This window comes from Hydrogenophaga laconesensis (assembly GCF_031457235.1).
Lineage (GTDB): Bacteria > Pseudomonadota > Gammaproteobacteria > Burkholderiales > Burkholderiaceae_C > Hydrogenophaga > Hydrogenophaga laconesensis.
The window spans coordinates 32,328-49,829 of record NZ_JAVDWE010000012.1 but is presented as its reverse complement, the minus strand read 5'-3'; the positions used below and the strand labels follow the sequence as shown (position 1 = coordinate 49,829).

The 17,502-nt window shown below is 62.6% G+C and carries 17 protein-coding genes and 1 tRNA gene; 5 read left to right on the top strand and 13 right to left on the bottom strand.

What is annotated here, in order from left to right; translation table 11 throughout:
* Positions 1–129: 129 nt before the first annotated feature.
* The 4 genes from pssA to J2X09_RS19220 all read left to right on the top strand — a co-directional run bounded on the left by pssA (position 130) and on the right by J2X09_RS19220 (position 5,753).
* Entirely contained in the window at positions 130–939 is an 810-nt protein-coding gene (gene pssA, locus J2X09_RS19235) for a CDP-diacylglycerol--serine O-phosphatidyltransferase (protein WP_204734887.1), read from the top strand.
* 189 nt (positions 940–1,128) lie between these two features.
* Positions 1,129–2,817, top strand: coding sequence for a 2-isopropylmalate synthase (gene leuA / locus J2X09_RS19230; RefSeq protein WP_204734886.1), 1,689 nt, complete (start codon positions 1,129–1,131; stop codon positions 2,815–2,817).
* Between the two features lie 40 nt (positions 2,818–2,857).
* Positions 2,858–4,399, top strand: a complete 1,542-nt coding sequence (locus tag J2X09_RS19225) for a 2-isopropylmalate synthase (RefSeq protein ID WP_204734885.1) — start codon at positions 2,858–2,860, stop codon at positions 4,397–4,399.
* A gap of 178 nt (positions 4,400–4,577) precedes the next feature.
* Positions 4,578–5,753, top strand: a complete 1,176-nt coding sequence (locus tag J2X09_RS19220) for a serine hydrolase (RefSeq protein ID WP_204734884.1) — start codon at positions 4,578–4,580, stop codon at positions 5,751–5,753.
* Positions 5,754–5,820: 67 nt separating this feature from the next.
* Here the strand turns inward: J2X09_RS19220 and J2X09_RS19215 are convergent, their stop codons facing one another.
* The 4 genes from J2X09_RS19215 to J2X09_RS19200 all read right to left on the bottom strand — a co-directional run bounded on the left by J2X09_RS19215 (position 5,821) and on the right by J2X09_RS19200 (position 8,617).
* Complete coding sequence (locus tag J2X09_RS19215; RefSeq protein WP_204734883.1) at positions 5,821–6,621, bottom strand: IclR family transcriptional regulator; 801 nt, start codon at positions 6,619–6,621, stop codon at positions 5,821–5,823.
* A 110-nt stretch (positions 6,622–6,731) separates the two neighbouring features.
* Positions 6,732–7,469 carry an arginyltransferase gene (locus tag J2X09_RS19210; RefSeq protein ID WP_204734882.1) on the bottom strand — a complete coding sequence of 246 codons (738 nt, stop codon included), beginning with the start codon at positions 7,467–7,469 and terminating at the stop codon, positions 6,732–6,734.
* Entirely contained in the window at positions 7,466–8,236 is a 771-nt protein-coding gene (aat, locus tag J2X09_RS19205) for a leucyl/phenylalanyl-tRNA--protein transferase (protein WP_204734881.1), read from the bottom strand. Before aat ends, J2X09_RS19210 begins: the two co-directional genes overlap by 4 nt.
* Before the next feature lie 30 nt (positions 8,237–8,266).
* Complete coding sequence (locus tag J2X09_RS19200; protein WP_204734880.1) at positions 8,267–8,617, bottom strand: VanZ family protein; 351 nt, start codon at positions 8,615–8,617, stop codon at positions 8,267–8,269.
* 168 nt (positions 8,618–8,785) lie between these two features.
* On the opposite strand from J2X09_RS19200, the gene J2X09_RS19195 reads away from it, so the two are divergent.
* On the top strand, positions 8,786–9,730 hold the full coding sequence (locus tag J2X09_RS19195; RefSeq protein ID WP_204734879.1) for a hypothetical protein: 945 nt from the start codon (positions 8,786–8,788) through the stop codon (positions 9,728–9,730).
* A gap of 97 nt (positions 9,731–9,827) precedes the next feature.
* Here J2X09_RS19195 and J2X09_RS19190 read toward each other — a convergent pair.
* The 9 genes from J2X09_RS19190 to J2X09_RS19150 all read right to left on the bottom strand — a co-directional run bounded on the left by J2X09_RS19190 (position 9,828) and on the right by J2X09_RS19150 (position 17,458).
* Positions 9,828–9,903 (bottom strand) — tRNA-Asn (locus J2X09_RS19190).
* Positions 9,904–9,991: 88 nt separating this feature from the next.
* Entirely contained in the window at positions 9,992–11,065 is a 1,074-nt protein-coding gene (locus tag J2X09_RS19185) for an NAD(P)/FAD-dependent oxidoreductase (protein WP_310309045.1), read from the bottom strand.
* Positions 11,066–11,104: 39 nt separating this feature from the next.
* Complete coding sequence (gene fdxA, locus J2X09_RS19180; RefSeq protein WP_204734877.1) at positions 11,105–11,434, bottom strand: ferredoxin FdxA; 330 nt, start codon at positions 11,432–11,434, stop codon at positions 11,105–11,107.
* 102 nt (positions 11,435–11,536) lie between these two features.
* Positions 11,537–12,844 carry a sulfate adenylyltransferase subunit 1 gene (locus J2X09_RS19175; protein WP_204734876.1) on the bottom strand — a complete coding sequence of 436 codons (1,308 nt, stop codon included), beginning with the start codon at positions 12,842–12,844 and terminating at the stop codon, positions 11,537–11,539.
* Positions 12,844–13,806, bottom strand: coding sequence for a sulfate adenylyltransferase subunit CysD (cysD, locus tag J2X09_RS19170; protein WP_204734875.1), 963 nt, complete (start codon positions 13,804–13,806; stop codon positions 12,844–12,846). The genes J2X09_RS19175 and cysD overlap by 1 nt, the downstream gene beginning before the upstream one ends.
* A 13-nt stretch (positions 13,807–13,819) precedes the next feature.
* Entirely contained in the window at positions 13,820–14,443 is a 624-nt protein-coding gene (locus J2X09_RS19165; protein WP_204734874.1) for a phosphoadenosine phosphosulfate reductase domain-containing protein, read from the bottom strand.
* An 18-nt stretch (positions 14,444–14,461) separates the two neighbouring features.
* Entirely contained in the window at positions 14,462–14,857 is a 396-nt protein-coding gene (locus tag J2X09_RS19160; protein ID WP_204734873.1) for a DUF934 domain-containing protein, read from the bottom strand.
* A gap of 11 nt (positions 14,858–14,868) precedes the next feature.
* The gene (locus tag J2X09_RS19155) at positions 14,869–16,644 is read right to left on the bottom strand and encodes a nitrite/sulfite reductase (protein WP_204734872.1); all 1,776 of its coding nucleotides are present in this window, start codon (positions 16,642–16,644) and stop codon (positions 14,869–14,871) included.
* A 22-nt stretch (positions 16,645–16,666) separates the two neighbouring features.
* Positions 16,667–17,458: a sulfite exporter TauE/SafE family protein gene (locus J2X09_RS19150; protein WP_204734871.1), complete on the bottom strand. Its 792-nt coding sequence runs from the start codon at positions 17,456–17,458 to the stop codon at positions 16,667–16,669.
* Positions 17,459–17,502 lie beyond the last annotated feature (44 nt).

Below are 17,502 nucleotides of genomic sequence, written 5' to 3'. Positions count from 1 at the left end.
GACAAAGGCCACTTCGGTGGCCTTTGTCGTCTTTTCCTACAGACACACTGCTTTACACTGCGGCATTCTGTGCAGAACGCTGCCGCCGGGACCGTGGTCAGGTTGGTGCTAAGTTGCATGGAGGCCCCAATGCACGATGGAACAGAACCCACTATGACGCCCATTGAAGAACGCCCGAGGCGCCCCAAGGGCATCTACATGGTGCCTAACATGATCACGCTCGCCGCCTTGTTCGGCGGCTTCTATTCCGTGGTCATGGCCATGAATGGGCGCTACGACCTGGCCACCGTGGGCATTTTCGTTGCCATGGTGCTGGACAGTCTGGACGGCCGCGTCGCACGGCTCACCAACACGCAAAGCGCGTTTGGTGAGCAGATGGATTCGCTCTCCGATATGGTGTCCTTCGGTGCTGCACCCGCACTCATCGCTTACGAGTGGGCGCTCAAGGACCTCGGCCGCTGGGGCTGGATCGCAGCATTCGTGTATTGCGCCTGTGCGGCCCTTCGGCTGGCACGCTTCAACGTCAACACCGGGGTTGTCGATAAGCGCTACTTCCAGGGGTTGCCGTCTCCGGCGGCTGCGGCGTTGGTGGCCGGCTTCATCTGGCTCATGACGGAGTTGGGCGTTCCGCCGCATGACGTGACCTGGCCCATGTTCGTCATCACGCTTTACACGGGCTTGACGATGGTGACCAATGTGCCGTTCTACAGCTTCAAGGACCTCAGCCTGAAGAAGAGCGTGCCGTTTGCGTCCATCGTGCTGGTCGCGCTGGCCATCGCGGTCATCAATATCCACCCGCCAACCGTTCTGTTCGCGCTGTTCGTGGTGTATGGATTGTCTGGATACGGGGTCTATTGCTGGCGTAAGGCCAAAGGCCGTCCCACCAGTGTGATCAGCACGTCCACCGACGAACCCGACGAACGCGGGCTCCACGACTGAGTTTGCACGCCATTCCGGTTGTGCTACAGTTGTCCACATGATTTTCCGCGCTTTTGCACTACTACTGGATGTCCGACACGGGCAGGCTTGGTAGCGCACGCGCATTCCATTCAAAACGGCCCGTTTGCACCTGCAGCGGGCCGTTTCTGTTTTTGGGGCTGCGGGTTTCAGTAACATCGAAAGAGCACCATGTTGAAACAACCTGCCAGCAAGTACCCCGCCTTTCAGCCAATCGGGCTCAAAGATCGAACCTGGCCAGATGCGGTCATCACCCGGGCGCCCATCTGGTTGAGCACGGATTTGCGCGACGGCAATCAGGCCCTGATCGAGCCGATGGACGTCGAACGCAAACTGCGCATGTTCAAACTGCTGGTGCAGATTGGTTTCAAGGAGATCGAGGTCGGTTTCCCGTCGGCGTCGCAGACGGAGTTCGATTTTCTGCGCCGCCTTATCGATGGACGGCTCATTCCCGATGACGTCACGATCCAGGTGCTGACACAGGCCCGTGAGCCACTGATTCGCCGCACGTTTGAAGCTCTGGAAGGCGCACCACGTGCCATCGTGCACCTGTACAACGCGGTGGCGCCGGTCATGCGGCGTGTGGTGCTCGGCATGGACGAGGACGAGATCGTCGAACTGGCCACCTCCCATGCACGCCTTTTCAACGAATTGGCGGCGGAGCAACCCGCTACCGATTGGACGTTTCAATATTCGCCCGAGATGTTTTCGGGCACCGAGCTCGCCTTCTCGAAGCGCGTCGTCGATGCGGTGACAGCGGTATGGCAGCCAACCACTGAACGCAAGTGCATCGTCAACCTGCCGTCCACGGTGGAGCACAGCACGCCCAATATCTTTGCCGACATGATCGAATGGATGCATCGCAACCTCGAACGGCGTGACGCGATCGTGTTGTCTGTGCATCCGCACAATGACCGTGGCACTGGTACGGCGGCAGGGGAATTTGCCTTGATGGCCGGCGCTGATCGCATCGAGGGTTGCCTGTTCGGCAATGGCGAGCGCACAGGCAATCTGGATATCGTCAACGTGGCTCTCAACCTCTACACGCAAGGGGTGTCACCCGGGTTGGACTTTTCCGATATCGACGAGATCCGTCGCACGGTGGAGCACTGCAACCAGTTGCCGGTGCATCCTCGTCACCCCTATGTGGGTGATCTTGTGTACACGTCCTTCTCCGGGTCACATCAGGACGCGATCCGCAAGGCGTTTGCCGCGCGTCGTGAAGGGGATTTCTGGAACATCCCCTATCTGCCCGTGGACCCCAAGGACCTTGGTCGCAGTTACGAAGCGGTGATTCGCGTCAACAGCCAGTCGGGCAAAGGAGGCATTGCCTACCTGCTCGAAAGCGAATACGGTCTGGCGTTGCCCCGTCGTCTGCAGATCGAATTCAGCCAGGTGGTGCAAGCGGTGATGGATGCCCATGGCAAGGAACTGGGGGCTGCGGATCTGTGGGACATTTTCCAGCGCGAGTATGGGCTGGACCAGGTGAATACACCGTTGCAGCCGGTGATGGAGGATGTGACCGGCCAACGTGTGAGGGTGGCGGCTCAGGTACACATTGGTGGCCGGCCGGTGGCCGTGGACGGGCAGGGCAATGGGCCTATCGACGCCTTCGTGAATGGCCTGAATGCGGCGCACAGCCACGAAGTGCGGGTGCTGGATTACCAGGAACATGCAATGGGCTCCGGCGCACAGGCGCGGGCGGTGGCCTACGTCGAAATGCGGGTCGATGACCGGCGCACGGTGTATGGCGTGGGTATCGACGCGAACATCGTTTCTGCCTCTTTCAAGGCTATCCTTTCGGGCCTGCACAGGGTGGTGAGGGCCCGGGCCCAAGACATCGAAACACAGGCCGTATGACCACGTGCCCATCCACAAGAACAATCCCAACGGAGTTCCCATGAGCGACAAACTGATCATCTTTGATACCACCTTGCGCGACGGCGAGCAATCGCCCGGCGCTTCCATGACGAAGGACGAGAAGTTGCGCATTGCCCGCCAGCTGGAGCGCCTGAAGGTCGATGTCATCGAGGCTGGTTTTGCCGCCAGCTCGAACGGAGACTTCGATTGCGTGCAGGCGATTGCCAACACCATCAAGGACTCCACGGTGTGCTCGCTGGCCCGTGCGAACGATCGCGACATTTCCCGCGCGGCCGAAGCTCTCCAGGGCGCGCAGCGGGCGCGCATCCACACCTTCATCGCCACCAGTGCCTTGCACATGGAGAAAAAACTGCGCATGACACCGGAGCAGGTGCTGGAGCAGGCCAGGCAGTCGGTGCGTTTCGCTCGCAATCTGGTGGATGACATCGAGTTCAGCCCTGAAGACGGCTACCGCAGCGATGTGGACTTTCTCTGCCGCGTGCTGGAGGCCGTGATCAAGGAAGGCGCAACGACGCTCAACATTCCCGACACGGTGGGTTACGCCATCCCCGAGCTGTATGGCAACTTCATCCACACCCTGCGTGAGCGCGTTCCCAATTCCGACAAGGCCATCTGGTCGGTGCATTGCCACAACGATCTGGGCATGGCCGTGGCGAACTCACTGGCGGGCGTGAAGATCGGTGGGGCGAGGCAGGTGGAGTGCACCATCAACGGACTGGGCGAGCGCGCAGGCAATTGCTCGCTCGAAGAGATCGTGATGGCGGTACGCACGCGCCGCGACTATTTCGGCCTGGATGTGGGCGTGGACGCCACGCAGATCGTACCGGCGAGCCGAATGGTGAGCCAGACCACCGGTTTCGTTGTGCAGCCCAACAAGGCAGTGGTGGGAGCCAATGCCTTCGCCCACGCCAGTGGCATCCACCAGGATGGCGTTCTCAAGGCCCGTGACACTTACGAGATCATGCGGGCCGAAGATGTGGGCTGGAGCGCGAACAAGATCGTGCTGGGCAAGCTCAGTGGCCGCAATGCCTTCAAGCAACGGCTGCAGGAACTCGGCATCGAGATGGAGTCGGAAAGCGAAATCAACACCGCCTTCGCCGCCTTCAAGGAACTGGCTGATCGCAAGAGCGAGATCTTCGATGAGGACATTCTTGCGCTGTGCAGTGACGAAAGCGTCACGGCAGAAAAGGAGCAGTACGGCCTGGTGTCGCTTTCCCAGCGCAGCGAAACGGGTGAGCGTCCACACGCGAGTGTGGTGTTCACGGTCGACGGCAAGGAAATCCAGGGCGAGAGCGACGGTAACGGCCCCGTGGATGCCTCATTGAAAGCCATCGAAAACCATGTGAAGAGTGGCGCCGAGCTGGTGCTCTATTCGGTCAACGCGATCACGAGCGGTTCGACTGAGAGCCAGGGCGAGGTGACCGTGCGCTTGCAGCACAGTGGTCGCGTGGTCAATGGCGTTGGCGCAGACCCGGACATCGTGGTGGCCTCGGCCAAGGCATATCTCAGTGCACTGAACAAGCTTCACAGCAAATCCGACCGTGTTGCAGCCCAAGGATAAAAGTTCAATGAAATCAAAGGCTTGATGAATTTTTCTTCCTGATCTGCAGAAAAGAGACCAAAAGTAGCATCTGTTCCACCGATCATTGAAGACCGTGTCCCAAGCTTTTGATATTGCTAGTTTTTTTCGGGATGCCTATACTCCACACCTGCGCAGTTCCTGTTGTTGGAGTGGAGTCATGGTCATTGCGGTCGATCGCTTTCGCAAAATCCTGGTAGTAGCAGCCATTGCCTGCTGGGTGACCATTTCGGCTTCGCCGGTGTCGGTGCAAGCCGCTACCAATGCGAAGACCAACAAGGCGACCAAGAGCACCCTGAAAGCCAAGGCAGAGGCGCCCAAGCGCACCGTTGCCAGCACGACCAGGAAGGCCCAGTCGAAGGTCGCGAAGGCGCCAGCCCGCAAGACGGTGAAGGTGGCGAGCAAGCCGCAAGGCCGTGTGAAGGTGCAGATGGCCGCTGGCAAGTCGACCTCGCTTCACAAGGTCGCTGTGCAGCGCCAGCCTGCCGCGCCACAGGCTGTGATGCGTGCTGCCGTGGCACCCCGCCTCTCCGAAGGATCGCGCCTCGGTTTGCGCTCTATGGACGATCCCCTCGAATTCAACTCGACCGTGGCTCTGGTGATCGACCAGGAGACCAATGAAGTGCTCTTCAGCAAGAACGATGCAGCGGTACTGCCCATCGCTTCGCTGACGAAGCTCATGACCGGGCTGGTGGTGGCCGACGCTCATCTCAACATGCAAGAGATGATCACGATCACCCAGGACGATGTCGACACGTACAAGGGAAGCAGCTCGCGCCTTGCCGTGGGTACCACGTTGAGCCGGGGTGAGTTGATGCATCTTGCGCTCATGTCCAGCGAGAACCGGGCCGCACACGCATTGGGCCGCACCTATCCAGGCGGCCTCACGGAGTTTGTCCGACTCATGAACCGCAAGGCCAGCGAGCTGGGCATGAGCGACACGCGCTATGTGGAGCCCACCGGCTTGTCCAGCGCCAACCAATCCAGTGCGCGCGATCTGGCGACGCTGGTGTCGGTGGCCTATCAGCGTCCGATCCTGCGCAACCTGTCCACGTCGCCCAGTTATGAGGTGGATCTCGGGCGTCGCACGCTGCACTACAACAACTCGAACGGCCTGATCAAGAATCCGGCATGGGACATCGGTCTGCAGAAGACGGGCTACATCTCGGAAGCCGGCCGCTGCCTGGTGATGCAGGCCAAGGTGGCCGGGCGTCAGTTGATCATGGTGTTCCTGGATGCCACTGGCAAGGTGGGACGCATGCAGGACGCAGAGCGCGTGAGGCGCTGGGTGGAAGTACAGACCGACATGCGCGTCGTTGCCCGCCCGCAAGGCTGAGCCTTGTTGATTCCCCAATGCAAAACGGCCCTTCAGGGCCGTTTTGCATTGGGGCTCGCTCAGTCGTTCAACGGGACTGAGCCTGGGTCGAGGCCTTGGGGCATCCCAGGGCTGAGGAAATTTCCGCCGCGGTGACACGCAGTTTGGGAAGCCAGCTCTCATCGATGCGGTCTGCGGGCGCGGAGATCGACAGGCCTGCCACCAGTTTGTTCTGGTCGTCGTAGATGCCCGCGGCCATGCATCGAACACCCAGTTCAAGCTCCTCGTTGTCCCGCGCCACGCCAGCCTGGCGGCATTGCGCCAGTTCACGCTCGAGGGTGGCAAGCTGGGTAAGGCTGTTGCGTGTGTTGCCCGCCAGCCCCGTGCGGGTGGCATAGGCACGCACGCGCTGGGGCTCGTCATCGGCCAGGAACAGCTTGCCGACAGAGGTGAGATGCAGCGGCGCCCGGCCACCGATGGCTCGAACGACCTGCATGCCTGAGCGTTCACTGTAGGCGCGTTCCACGTACACGATCTCGTCGCCCTGGCGCACGCTGAGGTTCACCGGCTGCTGGATCAGCTTGTGCAGTTCCCTCATGGGCAGCAGAGCGGCATCACGCACACTCAGCCGGGCCTTGACGAGGTTGCCGAGCTCCAGCAAACGCATGCCGAGGCGGTAGCTGCCAGCCTCGGGGCGGTCGACGAAACGGCCAATGGTGAGGTCGTTGAGGATGCGGTGGGCGGTGGAGGGATGCAGGCCGGTTTTCTCGCTGATTTCCTTCAGGGACACCGGTTCTTCGCGGGAAGCCAGTACCTCCAGTAGATTGAACATACGTTCGATTACCTGAACGGTGGGCGTGCTGGGAAGGGTCTCGGAGCGTTTGGTCATGAGGTGGGCCGGAGGTTGCGGCTCATTTTACAAGATGAAATCCACTTCCTCAAACCGGCGATAGACCTCCGACATCCTCTCATCAGAGCGGGCGGGTCAGGCCAGGACACTCAGTCCAGCCGGTCCCACTGACCGTTGTGCAGCAGCTCGTGTGGGCGGAAGCTGGCTTTGTAATTCATCTTGCTGCTCTGTCCGATCCAGTAGCCCAGGTACACATGCGGCAGTTCCAGGGTTCTCGCCTGTTCGATCTGCCACAGCACACTGTACGTGCCGTAGCTCGCCTTCTCATCCGGTTCGTAGAAGGTATACACGGCCGAAAGGCCATCATTGAGCACATCGACGATGGACACCATCTTGAGCTTGGGTGCGCCCCCATCGCCGGACGGCTGGTGAAACTCGACCAGTCGCGAATTGACGCGGCTCTGCAGCAGAAACTGCGTGTACTGATCGATGCTGTCATGGTCCATTCCGCCCCCCGCATGCCGGCTGTTCTGATAGCGCAGGTAGAGCTGGTAGTGCTCAGGCAGGAAACACAGCTTGAGCACGCGCGTCTGCAGCATGCTGTGCTGCTTCATGGACCGGCGTTGGCTCCGGCTGGGTTTGAACGACGCAACAGGCACGCGCAGCGGTACGCAGGCCTGACAGCCGTCGCAATACGGTCGGTAGGTGAACATGCCGCTGCGGCGAAAGCCGTGCGTGACCAGATCCGAATAAGCGTCGTTGTGGATGAGGTGGCTGGGCGTGGCGACCTGCGAGCGGGCCTGCCGGTCGGGCAGGTAGCTGCAAGGATAGGGTGCCGTGGCGTAAAACTGCAGCGCCTGGAGCGGGAGTTCTTTGAGATGGGTCACGCGCTACGACCGTCGTCAGAGAGGATGTTTTGCCAGTATACGGGTTGAAACTCCCAGTGCGGAGTGGGGTGTGACAGTGCCATTCGCACGTGTCGGCAGAATGCGTCGCGTGGCATGAGCTGCCCGCCGAGCGAGGCCAGGTGCGCGGTGTTTTGCTGGCAATCGATCAGTGGCATGGCGTGGGCCCGGCAAAAGGCGACCAGAGCGGCCAGCGCGAGCTTGGACGCATCACTTTGCCGGCTGAACATGGACTCGCCGTACACCATCGCACCCAGGTTGACGCAATACAAGCCCCCGGCCAGCTCGCCATCAATCCACGTTTCCACGCTGTGGGCCAGACCGCTCTGGTGCAGCCGGACGTAGGCTTCGACCATCGCTGGCAGGATCCAGGTCCCGTTCTGACCATCGCGCGGGGTGTGCGCACAAGCCCGGATCACCCGCTCGAAGTCGTGGTCGAAGCGCACTTCAAGGCGCTGCTCCCTCAGCAGCCGGGTCAAAGTCTTGCGAAGCGAGCGGTGCAGGCGGAACTGGTCTGTCTCGAGCACCATGCGCGGGTCTGTGCTCCACCACAGGATGGGTTGGCCCGCGCTGTACCACGGGAAGATGCCTCGGGAATAGGCCGCCACCAGGGTGGGCACATCGAGCACGCCACCAGCGGCCAGCAGCCCGGGCGCAGGGTCCGTGGCACTCCATGCGGTCTCCACGGCCGGAAAGGCCTGGCCAGGTTCGAGCCATGGCAAGGCTCGATTGGGTGGACTGTGTGACATGCCGATATTGTGCGCGGCGGCCTCGAAGATTCAAGCTGTGCGGCGCACGATCCCCCGAAGCAACCACCAGACCATGGCGCCAAATGCGATGCCCACGCCGTCGGCTGCCAGATCGGCCCATTCGCCATAGCGCCACCCAGTGGCCGCCTGGGCGAGTTCAATGGCTCCGCCATAGACCAGCAGCAGCCAGGCTACACGGGCTGGTCTTTGCGGGTAGGAAAGCAGGCCAAAGAGGGCGAGCCAACTGAACCCCAGGGCGTGCTGGGCTTTGTCCCAGATGTTGAACGCCTGGGGCGGCAGCAAAGCCACCGGGACCAGGGAAGCGATGGTCAGCACGGCCACGCACAACCAGAAGAACGGTTTGATCAGTTTGCCAGGCATGACTCGACAGGCTCGGAAACAAAAAGGCCTTCCGCAGAAGGCCATCAGATGAGGCGGGGCGCCACTGGCGCGCGAGCCTGGATTCTATGATCGTTCCAACCGATGGGGGTGTGGCTTCATCGACTCGCGGGTCTGGCCGTGTAGGATGCGTCAAACCTCGGAGGACGCATGAAACGGATTCGGACCTGGTTGACTTCGGCGATCGTTCTTTTCGCGGGCAGCGCTTTGTCGTTGGCCCATGCGCAGCCTGAAGCTCAGGCGAAGCCGAAGACAGTGAACGTGTTTTCGCACTTCAACAGCCTTCACAATCATGCGGCGAAAGAAAGCAATTCGAGCACGCGGGTGGGTAACTGGGTGGCTCGCATGACCGCTCAATCGCAGCCACGGAACGTGTACACGCTGGCCGCGCAGTTCGGCTTCTTCACGCAGTGGACTTTACCGCCGCAGAACCATGTCGCCCACGAAGAGGTCCGGTCACCCTATCTGGACAGGTACAGCGCCTCCTGGAAAAGGGCGGGTGCCATCAATGTGGTGGAGTTCGTTCCCGATAACTTCGATGCGCAAGGCACGGATCCGTCCCGGAACACGAACATGGGCGCCGCTTATGAAACGGTGCTGCTGCGGATGATCGATGCCTGGGAGGCCAATGCGCCAGGTGAGAACCGCCGTTACGTCGTGTATGCGGGCTGGCCACAACTGGGCCGGCATGGGGGTAAGAATGACGACCCTGCGAGCGTGTCTGCGGAGGGCTATAAGCAGTGGGTGGCCTACGGCCTGGGTGACTATCAGCGGTGGATGGAGTTGCTGGTTTCGCGTTTGAAGGCGGCGCGCCCGGCGCTGGACATCCGTTTGCACAACATCAACAAGGCCGTGCTGGTTGCCTACCGCGACACGGCGGTCGGCACCATTCCGCCAAACGTGCTCTTCACGGATTTGGCGCCGCATGGTCGCGCATCCTGGTATTTCCTCGCCGGTGTTGCCGAGTACATCGAGCTCTTCGGCGAAAAACCACCTGCCAACTTCAAGTTCGATTCGGCATGGGCAGTGGCTCCGACCATCGTCGAAAACTACCAACAGGTCGTGGATGCCATCTGGTCTGCGGTGAAGCCTTGATTCACGCTGCGCAACTTTGATGGCGGGCATGCCCTGGACGGCGAACAGGGCTACCCAAAGAAAAAGCCCTTCACGTGAGTGAAGGGCTTTCGTATTCTGGCTCCCCGACCTGGACTCGAACCAGGGACCTGCGGATTAACAGTCCGTCGCTCTACCGACTGAGCTATCAGGGAACAGCCTCAAATTATAGCGTCGTTTGTCGCGATTTTCTGCTCACCCGGACTTTTCCTCAAAATTTGTTGAGGCCCACGTTTCGTGTCTCTATTCGGATGTTGGTGACTCCACGCCGAGCACCTTGTGCAGCTTGGTGCTGCTGGTGGTGTACTGCAGCGTCACGGTCTTGTCGGGAAAGACGTATGGTGCAGCGCCAAAAGCGGCGAGAGCGCATTCGTGGAAGCCCGAAAGGATGAGCTTCTTCTTGCCGGGGTAGGTGTTGATATCGCCTACCGCGAAGATGCCGGGGACGCTGGTGGAGAACTTCTCCGTGTCGACGACCAGTTGCTTGCGCTCGATGTCGAGACCCCAGTCAGCGATCGGGCCGAGTTTGGGTGAAAGGCCGAAGAACACGAGCAGTGCGTCCAGCGGTACCACACGCGTCACCGCATCGGGGCCCATCACTTTCAATCCATTGAGGCGCCCGTCGGCTTCTTCGAAGCCATTGGGTTGGCCCACGATGAATTGCATTTCCTGCCGCTCGCAGAGCTCGCGCATTCGCGCCACGCTCGCGGACGCGGCCTGGAAGCCGTCGCGGCGGTGGATCAGGATCACGCTGGCGGCGCGGTGCGGACCTTGCTTCGCAAAGTTCAACGCCCAATCAAGTGCCGAGTCACCGCCTCCCACGATGACGAGATGCTTGTCTGCGAAGTCGGCGGGGTTCTTTACCCGGTAAAACAGCTGGGTGTCCGCAAAGCGGTCCAGTCCTTCCACATTGAGCTTGCGCGGCTGGAACGCACCCACGCCCGCAGCAATGAAAACCGTTCGGGTGAGAAAGTGAGTGCCCTTCGAGGTGGCCACAAGGAAGCGGCCATCTTGCTGCCGATGTACCGTGGAGACTTCCTGCCCGAGGTGGAAGGTGGCGCCGAAGGGTTTGATCTGATCCAGCAACCGGTCAACCAACTCCTGGCCTGTGCAAACCGGAATGGCGGGAATGTCGTAGATGGGCTTGTCGGGGTACAACTCGACAGGCTGGCCACCGGGGTAGGGTAGCGCGTCGATGACGTGCGCCCGTATTTCCAGCAAGCCCAGCTCGAAGACCTGGAACAGTCCGACGGGCCCAGCACCGACGACGACTGCGTCGGTTTCGATGAGGTCGTCAGGCGTGTCGGGTGTGGTCATTCCATCGGGCCGGGGCGCTGGCCGCATGGCGGGGCCGTGTCAGCGGATCAGTTCCGACAGCTTGCCCGTGCGGTCTTTCCACTCTTCGTGGTCCGGTAGCGGGTCCTTGCGCTTGGTGATGCTCTTCCAGCCCGGCAGACGCGCGAGTTCGGCGTTGATCGCGGTCATGTGCTGCTGATCCTTGGGCAGATCTTCCTCGGCGTAGATGGCACTCACCGGGCACTCGGGAATGCATACCGCGCAGTCGATGCATTCATCCGGGTCGATGGTGAGGAAGTTCGGGCCTTCGCGGAAGCAGTCCACCGGACAGACGTCCACACAATCGGTGTATTTGCAGCGGATGCAGGCTTCGGAGACAACGTGGGTCATGGTGATCGGGGGAATCGGTAGAACCCGGGATTTTAGGGTTTCCCTGGGGCCCAGGCGGGCGCATGCCCTTTGCCCGGGTCGGTGTTAAGGGTCAGCGGGCACTCAGCGAACCAGCAGGGCACCCGAGGTGCGGTGGCTGGCGGTGTCCACCAGCACAAGCGAACCCAGGGTGCGCGAACGCTCGAAAGGCAGCGTGGCCAGCGGTTCCTGCAGGGCCAGTTCGATGTGCCCGATGGCATTGGACTCAAGCTGGCTGGCATCCTCTTCGGTCAGGGTGTGGATGTCCAGGCGGTGCACGATGCGCTTGACCTTGGCCTTCACCCAGCGGTGACCATGCAGTGCCCAGTAGACGCGGCCTGGCACCAGCGTTTCGTCGTCGAGCCAGGCCACGGTCGCGCGGATTTCACGGCTGCCCGTGAGGGCATCTGGGCTATCGCCATCGTCGGTCGCCAGCAGCCAGTCGCCGCGCGACACGTCGACCTCGCGGTCGAGGACGATACCAGCGCTGTGCCCTGCGAGAACCGCCTGTGGGTGGCGCACGTGGTTGAGAACCTGTGCCACCACAGCGGTCTGCCCATTGGGGAGGATGCGGATGGCCTGGCCGGGTTGCACGCCGCCGGTGGCCACGCGCCCCCAGAAGACACGGCGGCCTTGCGAGGTGTCGGATGACGAACTGAACTTCTCCACCCACTGCACGGCGAAGGCAAAAGGCAGCGTGTTGTCGGCTGGCGTGACAGGCAGGCCCTCGAGTATTTCGAGCAGCGTCGGGCCGTTGTAGCCGCACCAGCCGGGCTGGTCGCTGGCATCGACCACGTTCCAGCCTTTGAGGGCGGACACCGGCACGATGGCATTCACGGCAATGCCGGCCTGCTTCGCAAACTGGCGCAGGGCCGCAGCAATGTGGCTGAAGGCCGTGGCGCTGTCCTCGACGGCGTCGAGCTTGTTGATGGCAAAGACCACGGAGGGCACACGCAGCAACTTCAGCAGCAGGCTGTGGCGACGGGTCTGGGGCAGCAGCTGCAGCGCCGGATCGGCCCAGTTCAGTTTGGTGGCATCCACCAGCACCACCGCGGCGTCGGCGCTGGACGCCGCCGTCACCATGTTGCGCGTGTACTGCTCGTGACCTGGCGCATCGCCGATGATGAACTTGCGGGCCTCGGTGCTGAAATAGCGGTAGGCCACGTCGATGGTGATGCCCTGCTCACGCTCGGCGGAGAGGCCATCGGTGAGCAGCGCAAGGTCGGTCTCGCCATGGCGCTGGACGCCGGCCAGGTGGTCCTGCAGCACGGCCTTGCTGTCGACCAGCAGCCGGCCGATCAACGTGCTCTTGCCGTCGTCGACGCTGCCGCAGGTGATGAGGCGCAGGGCGGCGCTGGTGTCTTGTGCCACGGGGCTGGTGATGCTGCTCATCAGAAATAACCTTCCTTCTTGCGGCGCTCCATGGAGGCGTCGCTGGTTTTGTCGTCCATGCGCGTGGCGCCGCGCTCGCTGACCTCGGCGGCCAGGGTTTCGATCACGATGTCGTCGGCCGTGGCGGCCAGGCTTTCCACCGGGCAGGTGCAGGTGATGTCGCCCACGGTGCGAAAGCGCACGTCGCGCACCTGCACGGTTTCGCCGTCGCGCGGGGGCGTGAGTTCGGTGACGGGCACGAGCAGGCCACGCCGGTCCACCACCTCGCGCTGGTGCGTGTAATAGATGGAGGGCAGGGCGATGTTCTCGCGTGCGATGTACTGCCAGACGTCCAGTTCGGTCCAGTTGCTGATGGGGAACACGCGGAAGTGTTCGCCCGGTTGCAGGCGTGTGTTGAACAGCGTCCAGAGTTCGGGGCGCTGCGCTTTGGGCTGCCACTGGCCGAAGCTGTCGCGGTGGCTGAAGATGCGTTCCTTGGCGCGCGCTTTTTCCTCGTCGCGGCGGGCGCCACCGATCAGCGCGTCGAAGCGGAATTCTTCGATCGCTTCCAGCAGCGTCACCGACTGGTGGACGTTGCGGCTCTCACCGGGGTGGGCCAGCCGCACGGTGCCGCGCGCCATCGAGTCTTCCACACTGCGAACGATGAGTTCCGCACCCAGTTCCTTGGCGCGCAGGTCGCGGAAGTCGGTCACTTCCGGGAAGTTGTGACCGGTGTCGATCATGAGCAGCGGGTAGGGAATCCGGCCGGCGCCAAAGGCTTTCTCGGCGCACTTGAGCATGACGAGCGAGTCCTTGCCACCCGAGAAAAGCAGCGCGGGGCGCTCGAAGGCGGCGGCGACCTCGCGCAGGATGAAGATGGTTTCTTCCTCCAGTGCGTCCAGGTGCGCGTTGCTCAGGTGGTGATCCTGGTTGGCGCGTTGCAAGGCGGTCTGGATGACGGCAGTTTCGGTTCGGGCGTTCATGGGGCAGTCGGGTTCAGTGGGCGAGATGGAGGCCGCATTCGCGGTTGTCTTCGCCCTTGGTCGGGTCCAGGTAGTCGAAGTTGTTGGGCAGGCCGTGGGCCTCGCAGTACTGGTGCAGTTCTTTGGACGACCAGTGCAGCAGCGGCGCGACCTTGATCAAACCATCCGGGTTGATGCTGACGGGGTCCATCTGGGCACGGACGGCGGTGTCCGTGGCCCTGAGCGCGGTAAACCAGACCTTGGGCGCTGTCTCGCGAAGCGCGCGGGCAAAGGGCTCCAGTTTCACTTCCTCGGTGAACGCAGCATGGCGCGGGTCGTCGAGCGCCGGCGCGGGACCATCCACGGCCTCCTGGTGAGCGCGAGAACGGCGCGGCAGGTAGATGCGAAGGTTCAGATCCAGCTGGCGGGTCACTTCGTCGGCAAAGCGGTAGGTGGCTTCGGTGTTGTAGCCGTTGTCCATCCAGACCACCGGCACATCGGGCTTCACGCGCGTGACCAGATGCAGGATGACGGCCTCGAAGGGGCGGAAATTGGTGGTGACGATGGCTGGCTGGTCCAGACCGAGCGCCCACTCCACCAGTCCGGCGGCGTTGCGGCCCAGCTCGTTGTTGACGCGTGTGAGATCGATGGCGCTCATGGTGTCGGCTCTCGGTGCTCAGGCGGCTTCGGCGAAGTGCGGCGTGGTGTGCACGGCATCGCCCTGGTAGAAGGCGGGGTAGTGCGACAGCAGTGCCTGGCCGTGGGCCAGGTTCTGGTCGGCGCGCAGCACAGCCTGGGTGAAGCCACTGCGCTGCATCTGCACCAGCTGGTCGATCAGCACGTCGCCCGTTGCGCGGATCTGGCCGGTGAAGCCGAGCCGGCGGCGCAACAGAAAAGCCTGGCTGAAGGCGCGGCCATCACTGAACTTCGGGAAATGCAGTTCGACGACCGTGATGCCGGTGAGATCCGCCTCCCGGGGATCTGCGTCGTTCGCGATCGCGAGGCGTTGCGCTTCTGCTTCGGGGGCGGAGAAGGCATCGGCGCTGAAGAGTTGAAGGGCGTTCTGACTCATGAAGTTGTTCCTCAGGCAGCGGCGCGGGCCGTGCTCGTGCGAACCGCGTTGGCGGCGGTCTTGAAGGCATCGGGGCCGGTGCGGCGCAGGGTTGCCAGGAAGGTCTCGCCACTCTTTCGCTGGGCGCGGTAGGTGTCGAGCAGTGCCTCGATCACATCGGGCACTTCGCTGGCCGCGAAGGACGGGCCGATCACCTTGCCGGGGATGGCTTCGCCAGACAGGCGCGTGCCGTCCGAGCCGCCGAGCGTGACCTGGTACCACTCCTGGCCGTCCTTGTCGACGCCCAGGATGCCGATGTGGCCGCTGTGGTGGTGGCCGCAGGAGTTGATGCAGCCGCTTATATGCAGGTCGATCTCGCCGAGGTCGTGCAGTTCGTCCAGATCCTTGTACCGGCCCAGAATGGCTTGTGCCAGCGGCAGCGAACGTGCGTTGGCCAGGTCGCAGAAGTCGCCGCCGGGGCAGGCGATCATGTCGGTGAGCAGGCCGATGTTCGGCTTGGCCAGGCCCAGGCGACGCGCCTCGCGCCAGAGTTCGGGCAACTGGTCGCAACGCACCCAGGGCAGCAGCAGGTTCTGCTCGTGCGTCACGCGGGCCTCACCGGCAGAGAAGCGCTCGGCCAGGTCGGCAGCACGTTCGAGTTGCTCGGCCGTGGCATCGCCGGGCGCCTGGCCGAAGCGCTTGAACGACAGCGTGACGGCGCGCAGATCCGGGTTCTGGTGTGGTTTGACGTTCTGCTGCAGCCAGCGGCTGAACTCCAGGTCGTCCTCTGCGGCCGCCTTGAGGATGTGCGCGATCTTGGCGTCGGCGCTCTTGCGGTCGCAGTTGAGTGCGGGCGGTACGAAGAAGGCGGTCACGCGGTCCAGCTCGGCCTGGCTGATGGTGTGCGGTGCGCCGTCCTTGTCGATGATGTCGCGGTACTCGGCTTCCACCTGATCGGTGAAGGCCTGGCCCTCGGCTTTCACGAGGATCTTGATGCGGGCCTTGTAGATGTTGTCGCGGCGGCCGAAGCGGTTGTAGGCACGCACCACGGCTTCGAGGTAATTGAGGATCTGGTTCCACGGCAGGAACTCGCGGATCACGCTGCCGATGATGGGCGTGCGGCCCATGCCCCCGCCCACGCGCACCTGGAAGCCCAGTTCGCCGTCGACATTGCGCAGCAGGCGCAGACCCACGTCGTGCCACGGTGTGGCTGCGCGGTCTTCTCGCGCGCCGGTGATGGCCACCTTGAACTTGCGCGGCAGGAAAGCGAACTCAGGGTGCAGCGTGCTCCACTGGCGCAGGATCTCGGCGAAGGGGCGAGGATCGGCCACCTCGTCGACAGCGATGCCGGCCAGCGCGTCGGTGGTGATGTTGCGGATGCAGTTGCCGCTGGTCTGGATGCCGTGCATGCCGACGCTGGCGAGCAGGTCCATCACATCGGCCGAGCGCGACAGCGGAATCCAGTTGTATTGCACGTTCTGGCGCGTGGTGAAGTGCCCCGTGCGGTCGGGTAGCGTGGGCACTTCGGACAGGCCGGCATTGGCTTTGGAAACGTCGTTCTCTTCCTTGTGGTCGAAGTCCCGCGCGATCTTTGCGAGCACGCGCAACTGCGGGCTGGAGATTTCGCCGTAGGGCACGGCCACCCGCAGCATGGGCGCGAACCGCTGCACATACCAGCCGTTCTGCAGACGCAGTGGCTTGAACTCGTCATCGCCCAGTGTGCCGGCCTGCCAGCGGGTCAACTGGTCGCGGTACTGGGCGGCGCGCAGGCGAACGAACTGGCGGTCGAAGTCGGAATATTGGTACATCGTTCTCGTGGGTCTTCAGAAATCAAAAGGCAATCAGCTTCGTGCCCGCATAGGCGAGCAACACCGACAAGGCGGAACGCACCAGGCGTTCGGGTGTGTGGCGCATCAGACGCGTGCCCAGCCAGATGCCGGGCAGCGAACCTGCCAGCAGCTTGACCAGCAAGGGCCAGTCCACGGAGCCCAGACTGGCGTGGCCCAGGCCCGCCACCAGCGTGAGCGGGACCGCGTAGGCGATGTCGGCCGCCACGATGCGAGGCAAAGGAAGCAGCGGAAAAAGCAGCAACAGTACCGACACACCGATCGCACCAGCGCCCACCGACGTGAGCGTGACCAGGGTACCGATCACCGCACCGAACAGCACGGGCAGGCTCCAGTGGCGCGCATGCGTGGCGCGGTCGAGCTGGCTTTGGGGCAGATGCCGTGGCAACTGGCGACCCCGCACCGTCTTGTAAAGCATGGCGGCGGCCGTCAGCAGCAGCGCCACACCGAGGGTGTTGGTCATCAGCGACTGCACCGCAGCGCTGGTGGGACCCAGGTGGCGCAACACCAGCAGCGTCAACACGGCGGCTGGCAGGCTGCCTGCGCTGAGTTGCGCGACCACCCGCCACGGCACCAGCTTCTGCCTGGCCAGGCTCAGCGTGCCGCCCATCTTGGTGAATGCGGCGAACAGCAGGTCGGTGCCGACCGCGAGGTAAGGCTTGACGCCGAAAAAGAAGATCAGAATGGGCGTCATGAGCGAACCGCCACCCACGCCAGTGAGACCCACGATGAGTCCCACAGCGAATCCGGCCAGGATGATGGCGATGTCAGGCATGGGCATGACTGTAGGGATGCATTGATATATCCCAAACGATTTTT